Raw genomic sequence first — 18,314 nt, forward strand, 5'->3', positions numbered from 1 at the left:
GAACAACGCCGAAATCAAAATTCTTCTCCTGTAGATTGGCGATTTACGACCGAAGATGCCCGGATTAAATTGAAGCGGTTATATCCGTCAATTCCTTGTTGACAGACCACTAGTCCGTTTATAGTGTCATGGCCAATAGTGCCATTGAGGGAGTCATTACCATTCGTACCGTTGATTAAAGCCATATTCTTGTATCCTCTAGTTGCTTAGGTTGAGTGATGTTGCTTAGGCGAAAAGGACGATATCCGCGTTGGTCATAGCCAGTCCAGTAGAAAGGGTGGCAAATTGCACTTGTGCAGTTCCACCAATACCGTCTTTGTCAAAGAACAAACCGCCAGTTGTGCTGTTGTAAATGAAGCGATCGCCTGCGTCCCCAGCACTAGCACCGATGCGGAATTGATCTGCGGTGATTGCCGCCCCAACTGTTAACCCTGCGTTGGCAAACATTGAGCCAGAACGAGTAGCAATGCCAATCGTGTCGTCTGCTACTGAAAAATCCGTAATCCGATCTACAGCGCTTGACTTGCCATAGAAGTAAAACTTATCGGCACCAATGCTGCCTGTAAGTACGTCGCTGCCACCACCGCCAACCAAGGTGTCGTTTCCATCACCACTTGTCAGGATGTCATTACCCGCTTTTCCTTTGAGAGTGTCATGGCTGTAACTCCCCTCTATTCTGTTGTCCAGTTCGTTACCTATGCCATACATGAAATCGGCACTACTCAAGGCATAAAGACGAAGGTTTTCCACGTTGGCACCTAGCGTCCAAGAGGCACTAGAAAAAACCAAGTCCGTACCACCATTTACGGCTTCTATCACGGTATCGTTGGCATCGGTATCGCTATAGATGAGATAAGTATCGTTACCATTTCCACCGATGAGGATATCGTTACCGCCTTGTCCCTCAAACCAGTCATCCCCATCACCACCATTCAAAGTGTTGCTGGCTTCATTGCCGTACATGCCATTATTGAGAGCGTTACCCGTGCCATTTATTGCCGCATCACCTGTCAGATTAAGTGTTTCTATATTGGCAGCCAGCGTATGACTGACGGAACTTTCAACGGTGTCTGTGCCACCGTCGGCAGCTTCGATAATTGTGTCGTTGGTATCGCTGATGAAATATATATCGTTGTCAGCGCCACCATCAAGGATATCGCTGCCGCCGCCTCCCACAAGTCTGTCATCCCCAGCGCCACCAATTAGCGTGTTGTTGGCATTGTTGCCGGTAAGTCCGTTGCCAAAATTATTACCTGTGCCATTTATCGCCGCATTCCCTGTAAGAACTAGCCTTTCCAGGCCCCCACCCAGTGTCCAAGTAATGCTCGATTCAACCGTATCGGTATCATATTGATTAGAAGGATTTCTAAACTCCTCAATAATCTGGTCGCCTATGTTGTCAACAATATAGGTATCGCTACCCGCGCCACCCTCCATTCGATCAGCACCCGCACCCCCATCGAGAAGGTCATCGCCAAAGCCACCAAATAGAGAATTGCTGGCAGAATTTCCGTATATTAGGTTGTTTAGATCGTTACCTGTACCATTAATTGCACTATTACCAGTAAGAACCAGCTTCTCTAGATTGTTACCTAGTACCCAAGTAATGCTCGATTCTACGGTGTCGAAGCTATCACTATCATTAGCGCCTTTTTCATCAATCACGTCGCCTACGTTGTCAACAATGTAGGTATCGCCACCCGCGCCACCCTCCATGCGATCGCTACCTGTTCCGCCATTGAGGATGTCATCACCCAACCCGCCAAAGAGAAAGTCATCACCTGCTAGTCCGTTTATGATGTCATCGCCATTAGTTCCGTTTAAGGCGGGGTCATTACCGTTAGTTCCGTTGATGGTAGCCATACTCTGTGTGTTTGTATCGAATGTATCCATATTTAAGTATTTCGAGCAGCGATCGCACTTCGCCCACTTAGCTCACCCATTCGGGTGATATTAGATACATATATCTACCACTACAGTGTTTTTATTCTCTAAAATATTAAAAATACTTTTCTTTATGTCCCTAATACGATATAGAGACGCGATCTATCGCGTCTCTCGGTTCTCTGTTAGGACCAAGCGGAGAAATCTTGTGCAAACTGTGAAAGGGATAATAGTTTAATTCGTTCGTTGTGGCGCACAGCCTCTCGCTGTTGCGGCGTATTATAACCCCAGTCTGCTAAATACAGCCCGATATCATTAAGGTCTGGTTGCTGTTGTACGACTTGCAAAGTTTTTAAGCGGTCTTCCACAAACCAAAGGCTAATCATGCGATCGCTAATTAGTTCCCGTAGAATTTCGTACTTGGGACGGCGATTTTCTTTACCAAGAATAAACTGCTCTGGTAGATCAATGCCTTGTTGTTGCAACAGTTGGCGAACAAAGCGCCCTTCTTTGGTGGTCACAATGTAGATTTGGACGGGAGTGCCTTGAAGCGAATTTAATTTCTCCACCACACCAGGATAGAAGCGATGCAAAGCTAGCCAAGATTCTAAATCCGCAACAATCCACTCATCCCGGATATTATCAAGCTTCATGGCGATGTTAGCGGCATCTAAATTATCTTCTGCCAGGATTGTTCTGGCAACGGTTGACCAGTCCTGCAACATCTTCTCTTCTGGTATGCCCAATATTAGCGCCCGGATCGCCACTGGCATTTCCCAGCCGACCTCTATCACAGGTCGCCGCAGGTAAAAATTTTCCGCCAAATTCTCTGGAGGCGTTGCATTCTCAGGTGTCCAGATTTGACAGTAGGTGCGCCAAGCTGTCTGAAAATACTCAAGCAACCCGTCGCAAAGCACACCGTCAAAGTCTAAAGCCAGAATAGTTGGAGCGATCACAGACATTGTTCGCCTAGCCAAAATCAACCGTAAGATTTTGGCACACATTGCCCCCGCAAAAAAGAGAGAGACGCGATTAGTCGCGTCTCTCTCTTTTTTTTTAGCTTTAACTGGGGTGCAAGGATTCGAACCTCGGAATGTCTGGACCAAAACCAGATGCCTTACCACTTGGCGACACCCCATTGATTTCACCTCATATATATTAGCAGTTCCTACCAGGGAATTGTCAACAACTTTTTCAAAATTTTTCTAAAAATGTCCCTCGTGAAAGCTGAATAGGTTGAAGAGCAACGGTTGTGCCGTTTGTTTTGAGCGCTCTTGGGGCGTTGCGCTTGAGGGAAACGTTAGCCGACGCTCTCCGGCCATTTGTAGGATTTCGCTGAGTCGCGCCGAACTAACCGACAAAAGAAAAAGGCAAAAGTCTTTCTCTTTTGCCTTTTTCTTAGAGAACTGCATGACCTTCTCTATGCTGGGTAAATTCGCAGCCTCCGGTTAGGTTCTTCCCCAAAACTGTCAGATTTGAGGCGGTAGTGTTCCACCAGTTCGTGTTGCATTTTCCGCACTTTGGCAGAACGCGGTAAAAGTTCCACTGGCTGTCCCTTCGGGATGACAATTTGCTCAACTGCAAGTCTGGCTTCTTCCAGAGCCTCAATCTCGTCCTCGTTACCCGTAGTAGTAAATAAACTGAGTTCGGCAACGTCGGGATTGCTGGGGTCATCCATATCTAGCAGACGCCGCAAGGCGCGGGTAATCTGAGATACAGTGTTTGCCTTAATTGCGTGGATGGGAACATGACGAGCTTTAGCAATATGCCGTAATTTGGAATGGTTCTTTACGTGCGATCGCAATGCCAAAACTGCATCCGCACTATCCATATCCTTCGTCAACACCACAGGCAAATTCAGTACCCGAATCACTTGGTCTAGTTGTTGGCTGCTGATGCCATAAGGATAAACCTGCAACGGCAAATCTTCCCCATTCGGCCCGGCAAAGGAACCATCTGAGAGCAATTCTGACTGATGCCAAGATTGATCTAGCATCTGCTCAAAGTCATTGCTCAGCGATCTTGGCGCTAGTTCTGAAAGATCCGCTGCGTTGGTAACGTCCCGTATCCCAGATGAGCTTCCAAAAGGTAGAGTACGCGGCGAGTTTAGTGCCGTACTCGTTACCCGCAAATCCTGACCCCGCAGCGATCTAGGTTGACTGGGTAATGGCATCATCTGCCCAGAAGTGCGCCAGCCAGCCGGTCGTCCCGGAGTATCCAAGGAAGCAGCATATCCGCCTCCGGTACTAGGCGATCGCATTGGTGTCGGTGCTTGGGGTAACTCACGGGTAATTGTCACTTCCCCAGCGTCAGTGATTGTTCTAACTTGCGGATTTGGCTGTCGCCCCCGCAACAAGTTATCAACCATATCCGCTACCTGCTCGTGTACTACCCAACGCTGCCTTTCCAGCATCTCCACGGCAATTTCAAAGGTCGGCGGGGCTTTGCGCTCCAGAACAGTCTTCTGGCTGCCCCGCCGCCTAGCTTCTTCATCTCCCAGGGTTACCGCCTGAATGCCCCCAACTAAATCGGATAGGGTGGGGTTTTTGATCAGGTTCTCAATCCGGTTTCCGTGTGCCGTACCCACCAACTGAACACCCCGCTCAGCGATAGTACGAGCAGCCATTGCTTCGAGTTCCGTACCAATTTCATCAATGACGATCACTTCTGGCATATGGTTTTCCACTGCCTCAATCATCACTTGGTGCTGGAGTTCTGGACGGGCGACTTGCATCCGACGGGCGCGACCAATCGCTGGATGGGGAACGTCACCATCGCCCGCGATTTCGTTAGAGGTGTCGATGATTACAACTCGTTTTTGTAACTCATCGGCTAAAACTCTGGCAATTTCCCGCAGTGCGGTCGTTTTGCCAACACCTGGACGACCGAGCATCAGAATTGACTGACCTGTTTCTACTAAGTCGCGAATCATGCCAATGGTGCCAAAGACGGCTCGACCCACCCTCAAGGTAAGACCAATTATTTCGCCACTACGGTTGCGGATGGCGCTAATTCGATGCAGGGTACGTTCTAGTCCTGCCCGGTTATCACCGCCGAAATGTCCTACCCGTTCTATACAATAATTTAGCTGTTCCCTGGAAACTGGGATTTGGGAAAGGTACTCTGCCTGCGTAGCAAACCGAGCTTCCGGTAATCGCCCCAAATCCATGACAACCTCAACTAACCTATCCTTGTCAGGATGCTGTTCTAAAGGTTGCCGAATCTCACTTGGTAATACGTCCAATAATTTCTGGAGATCGTCTGTAATCTGCATTCTTCCTAAAGTGACTTTTTTATCCACAACTGGCGATAGAGATAACAGTTGTTAGCCCTTAGTCCTTAGCAACAAACTAATGACTAATGACTCTTAACTTGAGAAACCAGCGATTCAGCGAGACTAACTGCGTGCCAAAGTAAATCTGGATTTTCTTCCAGTCGTCTCGGCATAAATGTCTGACTTGATGCCGATGCCTTCCCCGATACGTCTTTCATATTCATTTTTTCCAATTCGTCTAGAACGGGTGACAACAAAACGCGGGCGTAGCTACCGTATGCAATGCCTGCAATATAGGAGGGTTCAGGATTCAGGACTGAGGAATGATGGAGAGATTTTCGAGTTTGTGGTGCCTTGTTTTTCGGCGATAATTGGCTTTCCACGGCTATGTCTGATAAACTTGCCTCTACCAAGCTTTCAGGTAAATCCACAATTTCTTTTGGCTCCTGACGGTTGTTGAGCAGTCCCATTGTCCTGAGTTTTGCAACAGTGTAGCTGTTCGTGCCTCCTGCTAACTGCACATATCCTCGTAATCCCGCAGATAGAACTTTTTGCCCTAACTTCACAGCAGCTCTAGTTGTGCCATCACCGATATCGCCACTCATCGGTCGCCCGTCGGTTTGCCAGATGAGAGGAATTGGCAGGGGTGCTATCAGGTCGTAAAGAGTCCAGAGGTAATCAATTATACCGTCCCCGTCTGGGCAACTAATTGCTATGAGCTTGAGTTTATTCAACCAAGGCGCGATCGCGCTCCATAAACGTTTAAAATCATCTACTCTACCGATTTGCGTATGAATTTCTAAGGCATCAACGCCACTTGGCAAGACTGACGAAGCGATCGCTTCCGGTGCTGTGACATAAGAACGAGTATAAATTATTTTACTTGGGCATACGGGAATACACCGCCCGCAGCCATAACAACGTTGGTCTATAACTCCAGACAAAGCGATCGCATCTGCTGGACAAATACTTTCACAAGGTCGCGGGCATTCGGTCGGACACTCAGTTGAGTTAAATTCCGCCTTCCGAAAGTGAGGATCTTCCCCATCATTCAAACTGACCATCAGCCACGGTAAGTTCTCTGCACAGTAGCCTCGCACACGCGCTGCACTAGCTAGGTCAGCAGCCGCCTTCAAACCTTCTTGTGCCGCAGCAATTACCGCCGGGTCAGCGGCAACGTCGATACAGTCAGCCCCAGCTAAAGTATAAGCCAATGTCAGATTCCGGACGGCAGGGAGGTCTTGGAAACTAGCTCCGCAAATGAGCTTAAACCAGCGACCCTCTCTTAGGGAGCGTAAGGGATAGAAATAATCAGTCACCCTTATATGCTAAAGCCTTCCTGAATAAATGGGGAGGTGTAAATAGTAAAAAATAGGGGCGGTTGTACTACCCCCCTGCGATGTAAAACGTAAAAAAATGGCGCTTGCCTTTAGCCGGTAATTGCCTTTAGCAACACTTCAGTTAGCGTCATGTTGTCCATCTCATCCAGAGTTAAGGTATCGCAGATGTCAAACTTTGCCCCGATGCCTTGTAATTGTTCATCCAAACCTTTGTAAAATCGCGTTGCGCCTCTGTCTGAACCCACCTGAATGAAGGAAATCGCTAGTTCCTCATCCCGCTGTATTTTCTGAGTGGCGTTAATTATCACTTCCACTACCGCCATCCGATTATTCGGTTCGCCGTCGGACACCACTAAAATGGTTTCGCCTTCTGGTTTTCCCTGACCCGCAGCTTTACGCTGAAAGTAGTTGTTGATTGCGTGCTGCAAGGCAGCGACCAAGTTAGTTCCACCACTAGGACTATTTTCTCGGAAGATTTCGGCGACTTTAGTTGAAGTTACGTTGTCGTACCGTTGAAATCGGTCTGAAAATAGATAAACAGTAATCCCATCTGGGTCAAACTGTTCGCATTTACTTGCCAACCCTAAAGTAGACTCCTGCGCCATTTCCCAGCGACTTTTACCTCCGGGTTGATCGCGAGATGACATACTACCGCTTTTGTCAAGCATTAAGGTGTAGTCGCGATTTTTCAAGACACCAAGTGTCATAAAATTAGTTCCTACTCACTTAGTCAGCGATCGCGTTTAGCAGCACTTCCGCCAGAGTCATGTCCGCCATATCATCAATAGTTATCGCATCGCAGATATCAAACTTCGCCCCCGCACCTTGCAATTCATCATCCAACGCTTTGAGAAACCGCGTAGCCGTTGCATCCGAACCCACTTGAATCATAGAAATTGCTAGTTCTTCATCCCTCTCCATCTGGCGCGATGCCTCAATAATCGCCCGCATTACCCCTTTCCGGTCATCCGGTTCCCCATCTGTCACTACCAAAATCGTTTCGCCACCAGCCTTCGCCTCACCAGCAGCCTTGCTCTCAAAATAGCGGTTAGCCGCATCCTTCAGCACACTTGCCAAGTCAGTAGTGCCAGCTGGGTCATTTTCTTGAAAAATTTGTGCGACTTTACTAGAAGTCACATTGTCGTAACGTTTAAATCGGCTAGAAAACAAGTAAACAGTAATCCCATCTGGATCAAACTGTTCGCATTTTCTCGCCAACGCCAAAGTAGACTCCTGCGCCATTTCCCAGCGACTTCTGCCTCCCGCTTGATCTGGCGTAGACATACTGCCGCTTTTGTCAATAATTAACGTATAATCCCGATTTTCTGCACTCATACATACCCTCCTTTCCCACAAAAAATTAGTAGGGTGGGCATTGCCCACCTTAACTACAAAATCAAACTAAATTACCATCCAAACTCCAAAATCGAGTTAATCATTTATGGCATTAAGCAGGACTTCAGTTAAAGTCATGCCCTCCATATCATCCAAAGTTACGGTGTCACAAATATCAAACTTTGCTCCCGCACTTTGCAGTTCATCATCCAAAGCCTTGAGAAACCGAGTAGCCGTTTGATCGGCTCCAATCTGAATGAAAGAAATAGCTAATTCTTCATCTCTTTCCATGTGGCGAGTAGCTTCAATAATCACCCGCATTACCGCTTTCCGGTCATCCGGTTCCCCATCTGTGATTACCAAAATTGTCTCGCCATTCGCCTTCGTCTCACCAGCAGCCTTCCGCTGAAAATAGTTGTCAGCAGCGTGCTTTAACACATCAGCAAGATTGGTGGTGCCGGATGGATCGTTTTCTTGGAATATCTGTGCAACCTTGCTAGAGGTTACATCATCGAAACGCTTAAACCTACCTGAAAACAGGTAAAGGGTAATTCCATCCGGATCAAACTGTTCGCATTTTCTCGCCAACGCCAGGGTAGATTCCTGCGCCGTCTCCCAGCGACTTCTCCCACTCGGTGGTTCTGGGGTAGACATACTGCCGCTTTTGTCGATGATTAATGTATAGTCTCGGTCTTGTGCCACAGATACTCCTTCCACAAAGAGATAATCTCCTGCGATCGTCAGGGTCTACTGATCTAGCCTAGCCCACTGGCTGAGACTATTAAGTAGATTGAGATTAAAAAAATAAAAAGTTTTAGTTACTTCTAGACTCTTTACGGTTGCGTTTCCCGCAAAGCTTGAAGATAATCAATCGCTGCATCTAGTTTGGCTGGGTAAGCATACGCAAATTCTTCAAACCAAAGACCTTCTTCTGAGAGTGGGTTTAAATTTTTCAGCCACTCCTTCGCTTGGCTTGCTAGTGCCTCTCTTTGCTGCTGCTTAATTTGTTCCTGCTTAATTTTTTTCTCTGCTAGTTGTTGCTGTTCTTTCAGGTTTTGGGCTTTTTCTTGTTCCTCAAATTCAGCCTTAACTTGAGCTAGTACGCTATCTTCATGGGAGTAAGACAAGTTATTTTTCCCAGGTTGCAGGGGGAAATTCTCGACAACCTCTACAGACGGCGCGATCGCGTGCGGGTTCACTAGCTTTTCTTTCAGTTGTTGCGATTTGTGAAGCAGTTTGGGGTTGTCTTTTTCTTCATACTCAGCCTTAACTGACGCGAGTATGTCATCTATCGATTCCATAATTTCGATACCTCCAATAAATTTTAGATTTGAGACTTTAGATTTTAGATACACGCTCACTTATCTAAAATCCAAATTCCAAATCCAAAATTAAACTATGTGTTAGTCAATAATGGCATTTATTAACACTTCAGTCAGGGTCATGTCCTCCATGTCATCAATGGTTACTGTGTCACAAATATCAAACTTGGCACCAGCACTTTGCAGTTCATCATCCAGCACTTTAAGGAATTTACTGGCTTGTGCGTCTGCGCCAACTTGAATAAACGAAATTGCCAGTTCTTCATCTCTATCCATGCGGCGAGAAGCTTCAATAATTACTTTCATCACCGCTTTTCGGTCATCCGGTTCCCCATCCGTAACTACTAAAATAGTTTCACCATTTGGCTTAGTTTGTCCGGTTGCTTTGCGCTGAAAGTAGCTATTGGTTGCATCTTGGAGAACTCCCGCCAAATCGGTACGACCAGATGGTTCATTTTCCCGAAAAATTTGCATTACTTTACTGGCGGTTACATTGTCGTAGCGTTTGAATCTACTAGCAAATAGATAAATGGTAATGCCATCCGGATCGAATTCTTCACATTTACTCGCTAAGGCTAGGGTAGATTCCTGCATGACCACCCAGCGACTTTTACTTCCTGGCTGGTCTATTAGTGACATACTGCCGCTTTTGTCAATGATTAAGGTATAGTCGCGGTTTTCCACCATAAAAGTTTGCCTTATTAGTTTGCTTCTTTAAAGGTATCAAAACTAAATGGTTTAATGGGTTGTAGTAGTTATAATTTGGGCGATTCAGGTGATTTTTGATAGGGATAAGTTAGCCCCACAACCGAGTTGTTGCTGCGGGGCTAAGTAAAAATGCTTGACGATTGTAGGAAATGAGCAGTTGTCGCGGGACTGTGGGCGATCGCTAGAAAAAATCGGTTGCTTAAGCAGCAGCGATCGCATTCTTCAGCGGTGTCCAACGGAATGCGCGATCGCCCCCCATCTCCACCGCAATTTTTACTCGCGGTTCCATGCTTGGCAAAGCGGTTAAATATTCCACTTCCTCACGCGAGAGGATATTTCCTTCGATAATCCACAACACTAAACCCTTCGACTTGGGGGGTAGGTGTTCCAATTGGTAATTCACCACAGGCGGTATGAAATAAGTACGAATGTCTTTTTTACCCAAATGCGCGGGACGCACACCGTGAACGCCTGTTAAATAGGCAGCTAAGTCGCCTAGTCCTTTTGCAGTAATGCGTAACGTGGTATAGCCAGCTGCACGCAACCGCCGCTGGTAACGTCCCTCAAAGCCTCCTTCTAAGGGTACGTACATCCCCAAAGCCCCCTCCTTTTCCAGTCCTTTGACAAATTGATTGCCGATGGTGATAAGTGCCATATATTTATCTTCTACCCTGCTTTAAGTTTTGTTAATGAGTGCTGCGGATTTATTATAGTTGGGTGGTGAGGAGCCTATCAACTGGGACAAGACAAAAAAAAATTAGCGGTTGGTAGACAATTCTTAAGAAAGGGTTTATAGTAAACAATTGTGGTCAAAATTCAGGCGGTTATTGCCGCTGAGGTCGAGATCGGGTAAAGGGACATTAGGCTTTCAGCTAAAAGGCTGTGCAGTCATAAGAATAGAAAGTTCATTGTTCCCAGCGATTTCGCTTCATGCGATGGTATAAAAGAAGGCTTCTTGACGGAAATCTTCAAAGCACCGGAAAAACCACATTCGCCTTCTCGGGATACTGAGTAGATAAAGCTGCTTAAGTCCCCGCGAATATAGGCAATGCCCTTCTGTCGCATATCCGACGGTCGAATAGGTTCACACCATCTGAGGGGAAAGCTTAAAAAGCTTTCTTAAAAGCTTGCTTCGATTCAATGCGAGGCAGTGCTATCTCTGGCTGGTCTGATCGCAACGAATGAAAACGTTTGTAAGAGCTTGTCGGTGTGGCGAGTGATCGCAACACCGCCTCTTTGTAGTGTGTAAAAGGGAGCAACCAAAAAGCCGTGCCTATTGGTATCCTCGGAACCAAACTCGGCATGACCCAAGTATTTGACGAAACAGGAAAAGCAATTCCTGTAACAGTCATCCAGGCTGGGCCATGTACTGTAACGCAAATTAAAACCAAGGACACAGATGGCTACGCTGCCGTCCAGCTTGGTTATCAAGAAGTGAAACCAAAGGCGTTGAACAAACCCCTGTTGGGACACTTGGCAAAATCGAGCGCTGCTCCTTTAAGGAAACTGCGGGAGTATCGCCTAGATAACGTAGGTGAGTTTGAGCTGGGTCAGCAGTTAAAGCCAGATTTATTTACTGCGGGTCAAATTGTGGATGTAATCGGTACAAGCATCGGTAAGGGCTTTGCCGGATATCAGAAGCGTCACAATTTCAAGCGGGGACCCATGTCTCACGGTTCCAAAAACCACCGTCAGCCCGGTTCGACGGGTGCTGGAACCACACCAGGGCGTGTGTATCCAGGGAAACGGATGGCAGGTCGTTTAGGTGGCGATCGCGTCACAATTCGCAAACTGACAGTAGTGCGGGTAGACGCGGAACGAAACTTGCTGCTGATCAAGGGAGCGGTTCCCGGTAAACCAGGTGCGCTCGTCAATATTTTGCCTGCCAAAAAGGTAGGTCGAAAGTAGTCATTAGTCATTAGTCATTAGTCATCCTTCAAAGACAACTGACAAAAGACTCTCGGACAACTGACAAAGGACTCTCGGACTAAGCATATGGTTAACTGTGTAGTACACAATTGGGATGGGGAAGAAGTCGGGCAGGCGACACTAGAATTAAAGGTTGCCAAAGAAGAGAACGCCGCACATATTGTGCATCGGGCATTAGTCCGGCAGCAGGCAAATGCTCGTCAAGGCACCGCTAGCGCCAAAACCCGCGCTGAAGTTAGGGGAGGCGGACGTAAACCCTGGAGACAAAAGGGGACAGGCCGCGCTCGTGCGGGTTCGATTCGTTCACCCTTGTGGCGTGGTGGTGGTGTGATCTTCGGACCCAAGCCAAGAGACTATGACCTAAAGATGAACCGCAAGGAGCGGCGTTTGGCGTTGAGAACAGCGATCGCTGACCGCGCCGAGGACATGGTTGTAGTTGAGGAATTTGGCGACAAGTTGCCCAAACCAAAAACAAAGGAATTGGTTGAAGCGATCGCTCGTTGGGGAGTCGATCCACAATCAAAAATCCTCCTCATTTTGCCAGAGCGCCAAGAAAACGTTTATTTGTCAGCCCGAAATATCGTCAATTTGAAGCTAATTTTTGCTAACCAATTGAATATTTTTGACCTGCTTAACGCTGACAAAATTGTAACAACGCCATCTGCCCTCGCCAAAATTCAGGAGGTTTACAGTGAGTGAATTTAATCGCCGCGACCTGGCGGATATGGTTTATCGCCCCATAGTCACCGAAAAGGCCACTCTGCACATGGAGCAGAACAAGTACGTCTTTGAAGTAATTCCCAAAGCGACCAAACCCGAAATTAAAGCAGCAATTGAAGACCTGTTTAAAGTAAAGGTTTTGAGCGTCAACACCCTTCGCCTACCACGCCGTAAGCGTCGCGTCGGCAAATTTGCCGGGTTTAAGCCTCAATACAAACGAGCGATCGTAACCTTAGTAAGCGGTGACTCAATTACCCTGTTCCCAGAAGTTTAAATTTTGGATTTTAAATAAAAAATCCAAAATAACACTCAACATTTAGCAGTTCAACTAAGAGTTTAAATTATGGGTACCCGTTCCTATCGGCCCTACACCCCCAGCACTCGCGAGACTACAATTTCGGATTTTGCCGAAATTACCAAGAGTGAGCCGGAAAAATCACTAACCCACTTTAACCATCGCGACAAAGGTCGCAACAATCGCGGGGTAATTACCAGTCGCCGTCGGGGTGGCGGCCACAAACGCCTCTATCGGGTGATAGATTTTCGCCGCGATAAGCGAGATATTCCCGCAAAAGTAGCAGCGATTGAGTACGATCCTAATCGTAATGCTCGCATTGCCCTGCTTTATTACCAGGATGGAGAAAAGCGCTATATTCTCCACCCAGTAGGGTTAGAGGTAGGCACATTTATCACCGCAGGTTCCAACTCCCCCATCGAGATTGGCAACGCTTTGCCGTTAAGCAATATTCCATTGGGAACTAGCGTTCACAATGTAGAACTGACAGCAGGTAAAGGTGGTCAAATTGTTCGTGCTGCTGGTGCCACTGCTCAGGTAGTAGCAAAAGAAGGTGGTTATGTATCCATCAAGTTGCCCTCCGGAGAAGTCCGGATGGTGCGCCGCGAGTGCTACGCCACGATTGGACAGGTTGGCAACGTTGAGCATAGAAACCTGAGTGCAGGTAAAGCAGGTCGCAACCGCTGGAAGGGCCGCCGTCCGAAGGTGAGAGGAAGCGTCATGAACCCAGTTGACCACCCACACGGTGGTGGTGAGGGACGCGCACCGATTGGTAGAAGCGGACCTGTGACCCCTTGGGGTAAACCAACCTTGGGCTATAAGACTCGTAAGCCTAAGAAGCAAAGCAGTAAATTGATTGTTCGTCGTCGTCGTAAAGCTTCTAAGCGGGGTCGTGGCGGTCGGGAATCTTAGAATTTTAGATTTTAGATTTTGGAATTTAGATTGCCAATAAATCCAAAATCCAAAATCAGAAATCAGAAATCAAAAATAATTTGGGGTTATGTAAAGTATGGGTCGTTCTCTTAAAAAAGGTCCTTTTGTTGCGGATCATCTGTTGAAAAAAGTTGAAACTTTGAACGCCAGAGGCGAAAAGCAGGTGATCAAAACTTGGTCTCGCGCCTCAACAATTTTGCCGCAAATGCTGGGTCACACCATCGCGGTTCATAATGGTCGTCAGCACGTTCCAGTTTACGTCAGCGAGCAAATGGTAGGACATAAGTTAGGCGAATTTGCTCCTACTCGTACTTTCCGGGGACACTCGAAAGATTCCAAGGCAAAGAGATAATTTTGAATTTTGAATTAGACAAGATTCAGAATTATTAAAACGGAGAAATCTATGGCAGTTGATACTACAGAAGAAGTCAAAGCGATCGCCCGCTACATCCGGATGTCCCCCCACAAAGTGCGGCGAGTTCTCGACCAAATTCGGGGGCGGTCATATCGTGAAGCGCTGATTGTACTGGAATTTATGCCCTATCGGGCTTGCGATCCAGTCCGCGATGTACTGCGCTCAGCAGCAGCCAATGCCGAGCATAACGCCGGGTTAGACCCAGCGAAATTAGTGATCTCTAAGGCATATGCTGACCAAGGGCCAACCTTGAAGCGCTTCCGGCCCCGCGCTCAAGGACGCGCCTATCAGATTCGCAAGCCAACGTGTCACATCACAGTAGCCGTTGCACCAGACACAGAAGAAAAATAACAGAACTGAGTTATGAGGAATGAGTAACAGTTTTACTAAATCATTTACTCAGTCCTCAGCACTCATCACTCAGCACTGATTTAGAGGAAGCATTCGTGGGACAGAAAATTCATCCAATTGGTTTTCGACTGGGTATCACCCAAGAACATCGCTCCCGTTGGTTTGCGGATGCTAAGCGCTACCCAGAACTCCTGCAAGAAGACCACACCATTCGGCAGGTAGTGGAGAAAAAACTCGCTAACGCTGGTATCTCTCAAGTGAGGATCGAGCGCAAAGCCGACCAAATCGATTTGGAAATCCACACAGCTAGACCGGGTGTTGTGGTAGGTCGAGGTGGTCAAGGCATTGAAGAATTACGCTCCAAGCTTCTTGAAGCTCTAGGCGGCAGTAATCGGCAAATCCGGATCAACGTTATTGAAGTGGCGCGGGTGGATGCCGATGCGGGGCTGATTGCCGAGTACATCGCCCAGCAGCTGGAACGACGAGTCTCCTTCCGGCGAGTCGTGCGTCAGGCAATTCAACGCGCTCAACGCGCTGAAGTCCAGGGAATTAAAGTGCAAGTAAGCGGACGGTTAAATGGGGCAGAAATTGCTCGAACCGAGTGGACGCGGGAAGGTAGAGTACCACTACATACCCTCCGGGCAGACATCGACTATGCTTACCGCACCGCCAAAACCATCTACGGGATTCTTGGCGTTAAGGTTTGGATCTTCAAAGGCGAGGTTATTCCAGGTCAGGAAGAAGTGCCTGCTCCTAATAATGCTCAACCCCGGCGTCGCCAACAGCGCCGCCGCCAGCAATTTGAAGACCGCTCAAATGAGTAATAGCTAATTGCTAATAGCTATCCGCTATTAGTAAGAAGAAATTAGCAATTAGCAGTTAGCAAAGGACAAATCATGTTAAGTCCCAGAAGAACTAAATTTCGCAAACAGCAGCGCGGGCGGATGAACGGGTTGGCAACCAGAGGCAGTGACCTAAACTTTGGTGACTTTGGCCTCCAGTCCACAGAACCAGCCTGGATTACATCCCGCCAAATTGAAGCCAGCCGTCGAGCCATGAACCGCTATATCCGCCGGGGTGGCAAAATCTGGATTCGTATCTTCCCAGACAAACCAGTAACCATGCGTCCAGCCGAAACCCGGATGGGTTCTGGTAAAGGTTCACCAGAGTTTTGGGTAGCTGTAGTCAAGCCAGGGCGGATCTTGTTTGAGATTGCCGGGGTACCGGAAGCAACTGCCCGCGAGGCAATGCGTCTGGCCTCCAACAAATTGCCGATTAAAACAAAGTTCATCACACGTGAAGGGGAACAGGTGTAAATTATGCCTCTGCCCAAGATAGAAGAAGCCAGAAATTTAAATGACCAAGAACTGGCTGATGAGATTTTAGCTGTCAAACAGCAGCTGTTTGATTTGCGGATGCAACAGGCAACCCGACGCCTGGAAAAGCCACATCAGTTCAAGCATATGAAGCATCGGTTAGGTCAGCTGTTGACCGTGGAAGGTGAGCGGCAACGGGCGGCAACGGATAACCAGCCAGCCCCAGAACCGCAGCCAGATGCACAATCCCAGGAGTAGAGTAGACCCCAATGGCAGTTAAAGAACGAGTTGGCGTGGTCGTCAGCGACAAAATGCAAAAGACCGTAGTGGTCGCCGTGGAAAACCGTTCGCCACATCCGAAATACGGAAAAATTGTGGTAAACACGAAGCGGTACAAGGCTCACGATGAGGAGAATGAGTGCAAAGTGGGCGATCGCGTCCGAATTACAGAAACGCGCCCCTTGAGTCGCACTAAACGCTGGACAGTCGCTGAAATTCTCAATCGCGAGGCTTAATAAGAAAGTTATGAGTTTTGAGAGCTGAGTTTTGAGTTAAAAATTCCAAGTCTAGAATTTCTTAAATTCTTCCGGCTTCAAAACTCAAAACTTAAAACTCAAAACTATTATTCAAAACTCCGGAGCAACGGAAGTATCCAGCTGGAGCAAAACTCAAAACTCAAAACTATGATTCAACCTCAAAGCTACCTAAATGTCGCAGATAACAGCGGCGCTCGCAAATTGATGTGCATCCGCGTCTTAGGTGCCAGCAGTCGGCGCTATGGCGGCGTTGGCGATGTGATCATCGCCGTTGTCAAAGACGCTATCCCCAACATGGCAGTCAAAAAGTCCGACGTTGTACGAGCCGTAATTGTCCGCACCAAGAAGAATATGCGCCGGGACAGCGGTATGAGTATTCGCTTTGACGATAACGCCGCCGTAATCATCAACGCAGATGGCAACCCCAGGGGAACTCGCGTTTTCGGTCCAGTCGCACGGGAACTGCGCGACAAAAATTTCACCAAAATTGTTTCCCTGGCTCCAGAGGTACTCTAATGGCAACAAAACAGTTTAAAAGAAACGGCTCCCAGCCGAAAGTGCGCTATAAAATGCACGTAAAAAAGGGCGATACAGTGCAAGTAATCGCTGGTCGAGATAAAGGCAAGGTTGGTGAAATATTAAAAGCGATTCCCGAAGAAAGCCGGGTAATTGTTAAAGGGGTTAACATCAAAACCAAGCACGTCAAACCTCAGCAAGAAGGTGAATCCGGTCAAATCGTTACGATAGAAGCCCCGATTCACAGCTCTAACGTTATGCTTTATTCGACCAGCCAAAAAATTGCCAGCCGCATTTGTTACACCTTTAATGAAGAAGGTCGTAAAGTGCGGATGCTCAAAAAGACTGGAGAAATCATTGACTAATAGCAATTAGCTGTGCAAGCTAATTGCCAGTCGGCTAATTGTTAACTACTATTTTCCCTGACCAAGCCCAGGGCATGAAGGAAAAAACCAATGGCACAAAAACTGAAAACGCTGTACCAAGAGACAATTGTTCCTAAACTGACAGATCGGTTTAATTACACCAATGTCCATCAGGTACCCAAAATTGTAAAGGTCTCGATTAATCGAGGTTTAGGAGAGGCATCTACTAACGCTAAAGCGCTGGAATCTTCCCTTAACGAAATTGCCAAGATCGCGGGTCAAAAGCCTGTGGTGACACGGGCGAAAAAAGCGATCGCAGGTTTTAAACTTCGTCAAGGTATGCCAGTGGGCGTAATGGTAACACTACGAGGAGATCGGATGTATGCCTTTCTTGATCGATTAATCAACCTGTCATTGCCACGCATTCGGGACTTTCGCGGTATCAGTCCCAAGAGCTTTGATGGTCGAGGAAATTACAGCTTAGGCATTAGAGAGCAGCTGATATTTCCAGAAATAGAATACGACAGCATCGATCAAATTCGTGGCATGGACATTTCAATCATCACCACAGCAAATACCGACGAAGAGGGCCGCGCCTTACTCAAAGAAATGGGAATGCCCTTCCGGGATAACTGAGGCAGTCATAATAAGGAGGGAACAATGGCGGCAAACGACACAATAGCAGATATGCTGACTCGCATTCGGAATGCGAATATGGCGCGGCATCAAACAACAGAAATACCAGCAACGAAAATGACGAAGAGCATTGCTCAAGTCCTGAAAGCTGAAGGCTTCATTGCTGATTTTGAAGAAGTTGGCGAGGGCATCGAGCGACACCTGCTGGTTTCCTTAAAATACAAAGGCAAGAATCGCCAACCGATTATCAACACATTGAAGCGGGTCAGCAAACCAGGACTTAGGGTATATTCCAACCGTAAAGACTTACCCCGTGTGCTGGGCGGTATTGGAATTGCGATCATTTCTACCTCCAGTGGCATTATGACTGACCGGGATGCGCGGCGTCAGGGGGTAGGCGGGGAAGTGCTGTGCTACATCTGGTAGTCATTGGTCACTG

24 protein-coding genes and 1 tRNA gene are annotated in these 18,314 nt (G+C 47.5%); 14 read left to right on the top strand and 11 right to left on the bottom strand.

The window, feature by feature from the left end; all coding sequences use genetic code 11:
• Positions 1 to 225 precede the first annotated feature (225 nt).
• From NDI42_RS16100 to ndhN, 11 genes are all read right to left on the bottom strand, one after another.
• Positions 226 to 1,863, bottom strand: a complete 1,638-nt coding sequence (locus NDI42_RS16100; protein WP_190459349.1) for a calcium-binding protein — start codon at positions 1,861 to 1,863, stop codon at positions 226 to 228.
• A gap of 206 nt (positions 1,864 to 2,069) precedes the next feature.
• Complete coding sequence (locus NDI42_RS16105; RefSeq protein WP_190459350.1) at positions 2,070 to 2,846, bottom strand: HAD family hydrolase; 777 nt, start codon at positions 2,844 to 2,846, stop codon at positions 2,070 to 2,072.
• A gap of 104 nt (positions 2,847 to 2,950) precedes the next feature.
• A tRNA-Gln gene (locus tag NDI42_RS16110) sits at positions 2,951 to 3,022 on the bottom strand.
• Between the two features lie 282 nt (positions 3,023 to 3,304).
• The gene (locus NDI42_RS16115; protein WP_190459352.1) at positions 3,305 to 5,158 is read right to left on the bottom strand and encodes a R3H domain-containing nucleic acid-binding protein; all 1,854 of its coding nucleotides are present in this window, start codon (positions 5,156 to 5,158) and stop codon (positions 3,305 to 3,307) included.
• A gap of 83 nt (positions 5,159 to 5,241) precedes the next feature.
• The gene (gene ldpA / locus NDI42_RS16120; protein WP_190459354.1) at positions 5,242 to 6,477 is read right to left on the bottom strand and encodes a circadian clock protein LdpA; all 1,236 of its coding nucleotides are present in this window, start codon (positions 6,475 to 6,477) and stop codon (positions 5,242 to 5,244) included.
• Positions 6,478 to 6,587: 110 nt separating this feature from the next.
• Entirely contained in the window at positions 6,588 to 7,205 is a 618-nt protein-coding gene (locus NDI42_RS16125) for a vWA domain-containing protein (RefSeq protein ID WP_190459357.1), read from the bottom strand.
• Positions 7,206 to 7,224: 19 nt separating this feature from the next.
• Positions 7,225 to 7,833 carry a vWA domain-containing protein gene (locus NDI42_RS16130; RefSeq protein ID WP_190459359.1) on the bottom strand — a complete coding sequence of 203 codons (609 nt, stop codon included), beginning with the start codon at positions 7,831 to 7,833 and terminating at the stop codon, positions 7,225 to 7,227.
• A 96-nt stretch (positions 7,834 to 7,929) separates the two neighbouring features.
• Positions 7,930 to 8,535, bottom strand: a complete 606-nt coding sequence (locus tag NDI42_RS16135; protein WP_190459417.1) for a VWA domain-containing protein — start codon at positions 8,533 to 8,535, stop codon at positions 7,930 to 7,932.
• Between the two features lie 131 nt (positions 8,536 to 8,666).
• Entirely contained in the window at positions 8,667 to 9,134 is a 468-nt protein-coding gene (locus NDI42_RS16140; protein WP_190459361.1) for a salt stress protein, Slr1339 family, read from the bottom strand.
• 102 nt (positions 9,135 to 9,236) lie between these two features.
• Positions 9,237 to 9,842, bottom strand: coding sequence for a vWA domain-containing protein (locus NDI42_RS16145; RefSeq protein ID WP_190444212.1), 606 nt, complete (start codon positions 9,840 to 9,842; stop codon positions 9,237 to 9,239).
• A 220-nt stretch (positions 9,843 to 10,062) separates the two neighbouring features.
• A complete protein-coding gene (ndhN, locus tag NDI42_RS16150) occupies positions 10,063 to 10,518 on the bottom strand; it encodes an NAD(P)H-quinone oxidoreductase subunit N (protein ID WP_190424358.1) in 456 nt (151 codons plus the stop codon).
• Between the two features lie 614 nt (positions 10,519 to 11,132).
• Here ndhN and rplC point away from each other — a divergent pair.
• From rplC to rpsH, 14 genes are all read left to right on the top strand, one after another.
• A complete protein-coding gene (gene rplC, locus NDI42_RS16155; protein WP_190424360.1) occupies positions 11,133 to 11,771 on the top strand; it encodes a 50S ribosomal protein L3 in 639 nt (212 codons plus the stop codon).
• A gap of 87 nt (positions 11,772 to 11,858) precedes the next feature.
• The gene (gene rplD, locus NDI42_RS16160; protein WP_190424362.1) at positions 11,859 to 12,491 is read left to right on the top strand and encodes a 50S ribosomal protein L4; all 633 of its coding nucleotides are present in this window, start codon (positions 11,859 to 11,861) and stop codon (positions 12,489 to 12,491) included.
• Positions 12,484 to 12,786 carry a 50S ribosomal protein L23 gene (locus tag NDI42_RS16165; protein WP_190459363.1) on the top strand — a complete coding sequence of 101 codons (303 nt, stop codon included), beginning with the start codon at positions 12,484 to 12,486 and terminating at the stop codon, positions 12,784 to 12,786. Before rplD ends, NDI42_RS16165 begins: the two co-directional genes overlap by 8 nt.
• 69 nt (positions 12,787 to 12,855) lie before the next feature.
• On the top strand, positions 12,856 to 13,719 hold the full coding sequence (gene rplB / locus NDI42_RS16170; protein WP_190424367.1) for a 50S ribosomal protein L2: 864 nt from the start codon (positions 12,856 to 12,858) through the stop codon (positions 13,717 to 13,719).
• 97 nt (positions 13,720 to 13,816) lie between these two features.
• Entirely contained in the window at positions 13,817 to 14,092 is a 276-nt protein-coding gene (gene rpsS, locus NDI42_RS16175) for a 30S ribosomal protein S19 (RefSeq protein WP_190444217.1), read from the top strand.
• Positions 14,093 to 14,143: 51 nt separating this feature from the next.
• Positions 14,144 to 14,506 (top strand): 50S ribosomal protein L22, encoded by a 363-nt coding sequence (rplV, locus tag NDI42_RS16180; RefSeq protein ID WP_190424371.1) that lies wholly within the window; start codon positions 14,144 to 14,146, stop codon positions 14,504 to 14,506.
• 95 nt (positions 14,507 to 14,601) lie between these two features.
• The gene (rpsC, locus tag NDI42_RS16185; RefSeq protein ID WP_190424372.1) at positions 14,602 to 15,330 is read left to right on the top strand and encodes a 30S ribosomal protein S3; all 729 of its coding nucleotides are present in this window, start codon (positions 14,602 to 14,604) and stop codon (positions 15,328 to 15,330) included.
• Positions 15,331 to 15,402: 72 nt separating this feature from the next.
• Positions 15,403 to 15,822 (top strand): 50S ribosomal protein L16, encoded by a 420-nt coding sequence (gene rplP / locus NDI42_RS16190; protein ID WP_190424373.1) that lies wholly within the window; start codon positions 15,403 to 15,405, stop codon positions 15,820 to 15,822.
• Positions 15,823 to 15,825: 3 nt separating this feature from the next.
• Entirely contained in the window at positions 15,826 to 16,080 is a 255-nt protein-coding gene (rpmC, locus tag NDI42_RS16195; RefSeq protein WP_190424374.1) for a 50S ribosomal protein L29, read from the top strand.
• 11 nt (positions 16,081 to 16,091) lie between these two features.
• Complete coding sequence (gene rpsQ, locus NDI42_RS16200; protein ID WP_190424375.1) at positions 16,092 to 16,337, top strand: 30S ribosomal protein S17; 246 nt, start codon at positions 16,092 to 16,094, stop codon at positions 16,335 to 16,337.
• A gap of 168 nt (positions 16,338 to 16,505) precedes the next feature.
• Entirely contained in the window at positions 16,506 to 16,874 is a 369-nt protein-coding gene (gene rplN / locus NDI42_RS16205; protein ID WP_190424376.1) for a 50S ribosomal protein L14, read from the top strand.
• Positions 16,874 to 17,239: a 50S ribosomal protein L24 gene (rplX, locus tag NDI42_RS16210; RefSeq protein ID WP_242017833.1), complete on the top strand. Its 366-nt coding sequence runs from the start codon at positions 16,874 to 16,876 to the stop codon at positions 17,237 to 17,239. The genes rplN and rplX overlap by 1 nt, the downstream gene beginning before the upstream one ends.
• 90 nt (positions 17,240 to 17,329) lie before the next feature.
• On the top strand, positions 17,330 to 17,875 hold the full coding sequence (rplE, locus tag NDI42_RS16215) for a 50S ribosomal protein L5 (RefSeq protein WP_190424377.1): 546 nt from the start codon (positions 17,330 to 17,332) through the stop codon (positions 17,873 to 17,875).
• Positions 17,876 to 17,899: 24 nt separating this feature from the next.
• On the top strand, positions 17,900 to 18,301 hold the full coding sequence (gene rpsH, locus NDI42_RS16220) for a 30S ribosomal protein S8 (RefSeq protein WP_190424378.1): 402 nt from the start codon (positions 17,900 to 17,902) through the stop codon (positions 18,299 to 18,301).
• Positions 18,302 to 18,314 lie beyond the last annotated feature (13 nt).

Source organism: Funiculus sociatus GB2-C1 (genome assembly GCF_039962115.1).
Lineage (GTDB): Bacteria > Cyanobacteriota > Cyanobacteriia > Cyanobacteriales > FACHB-T130 > Funiculus > Funiculus sociatus.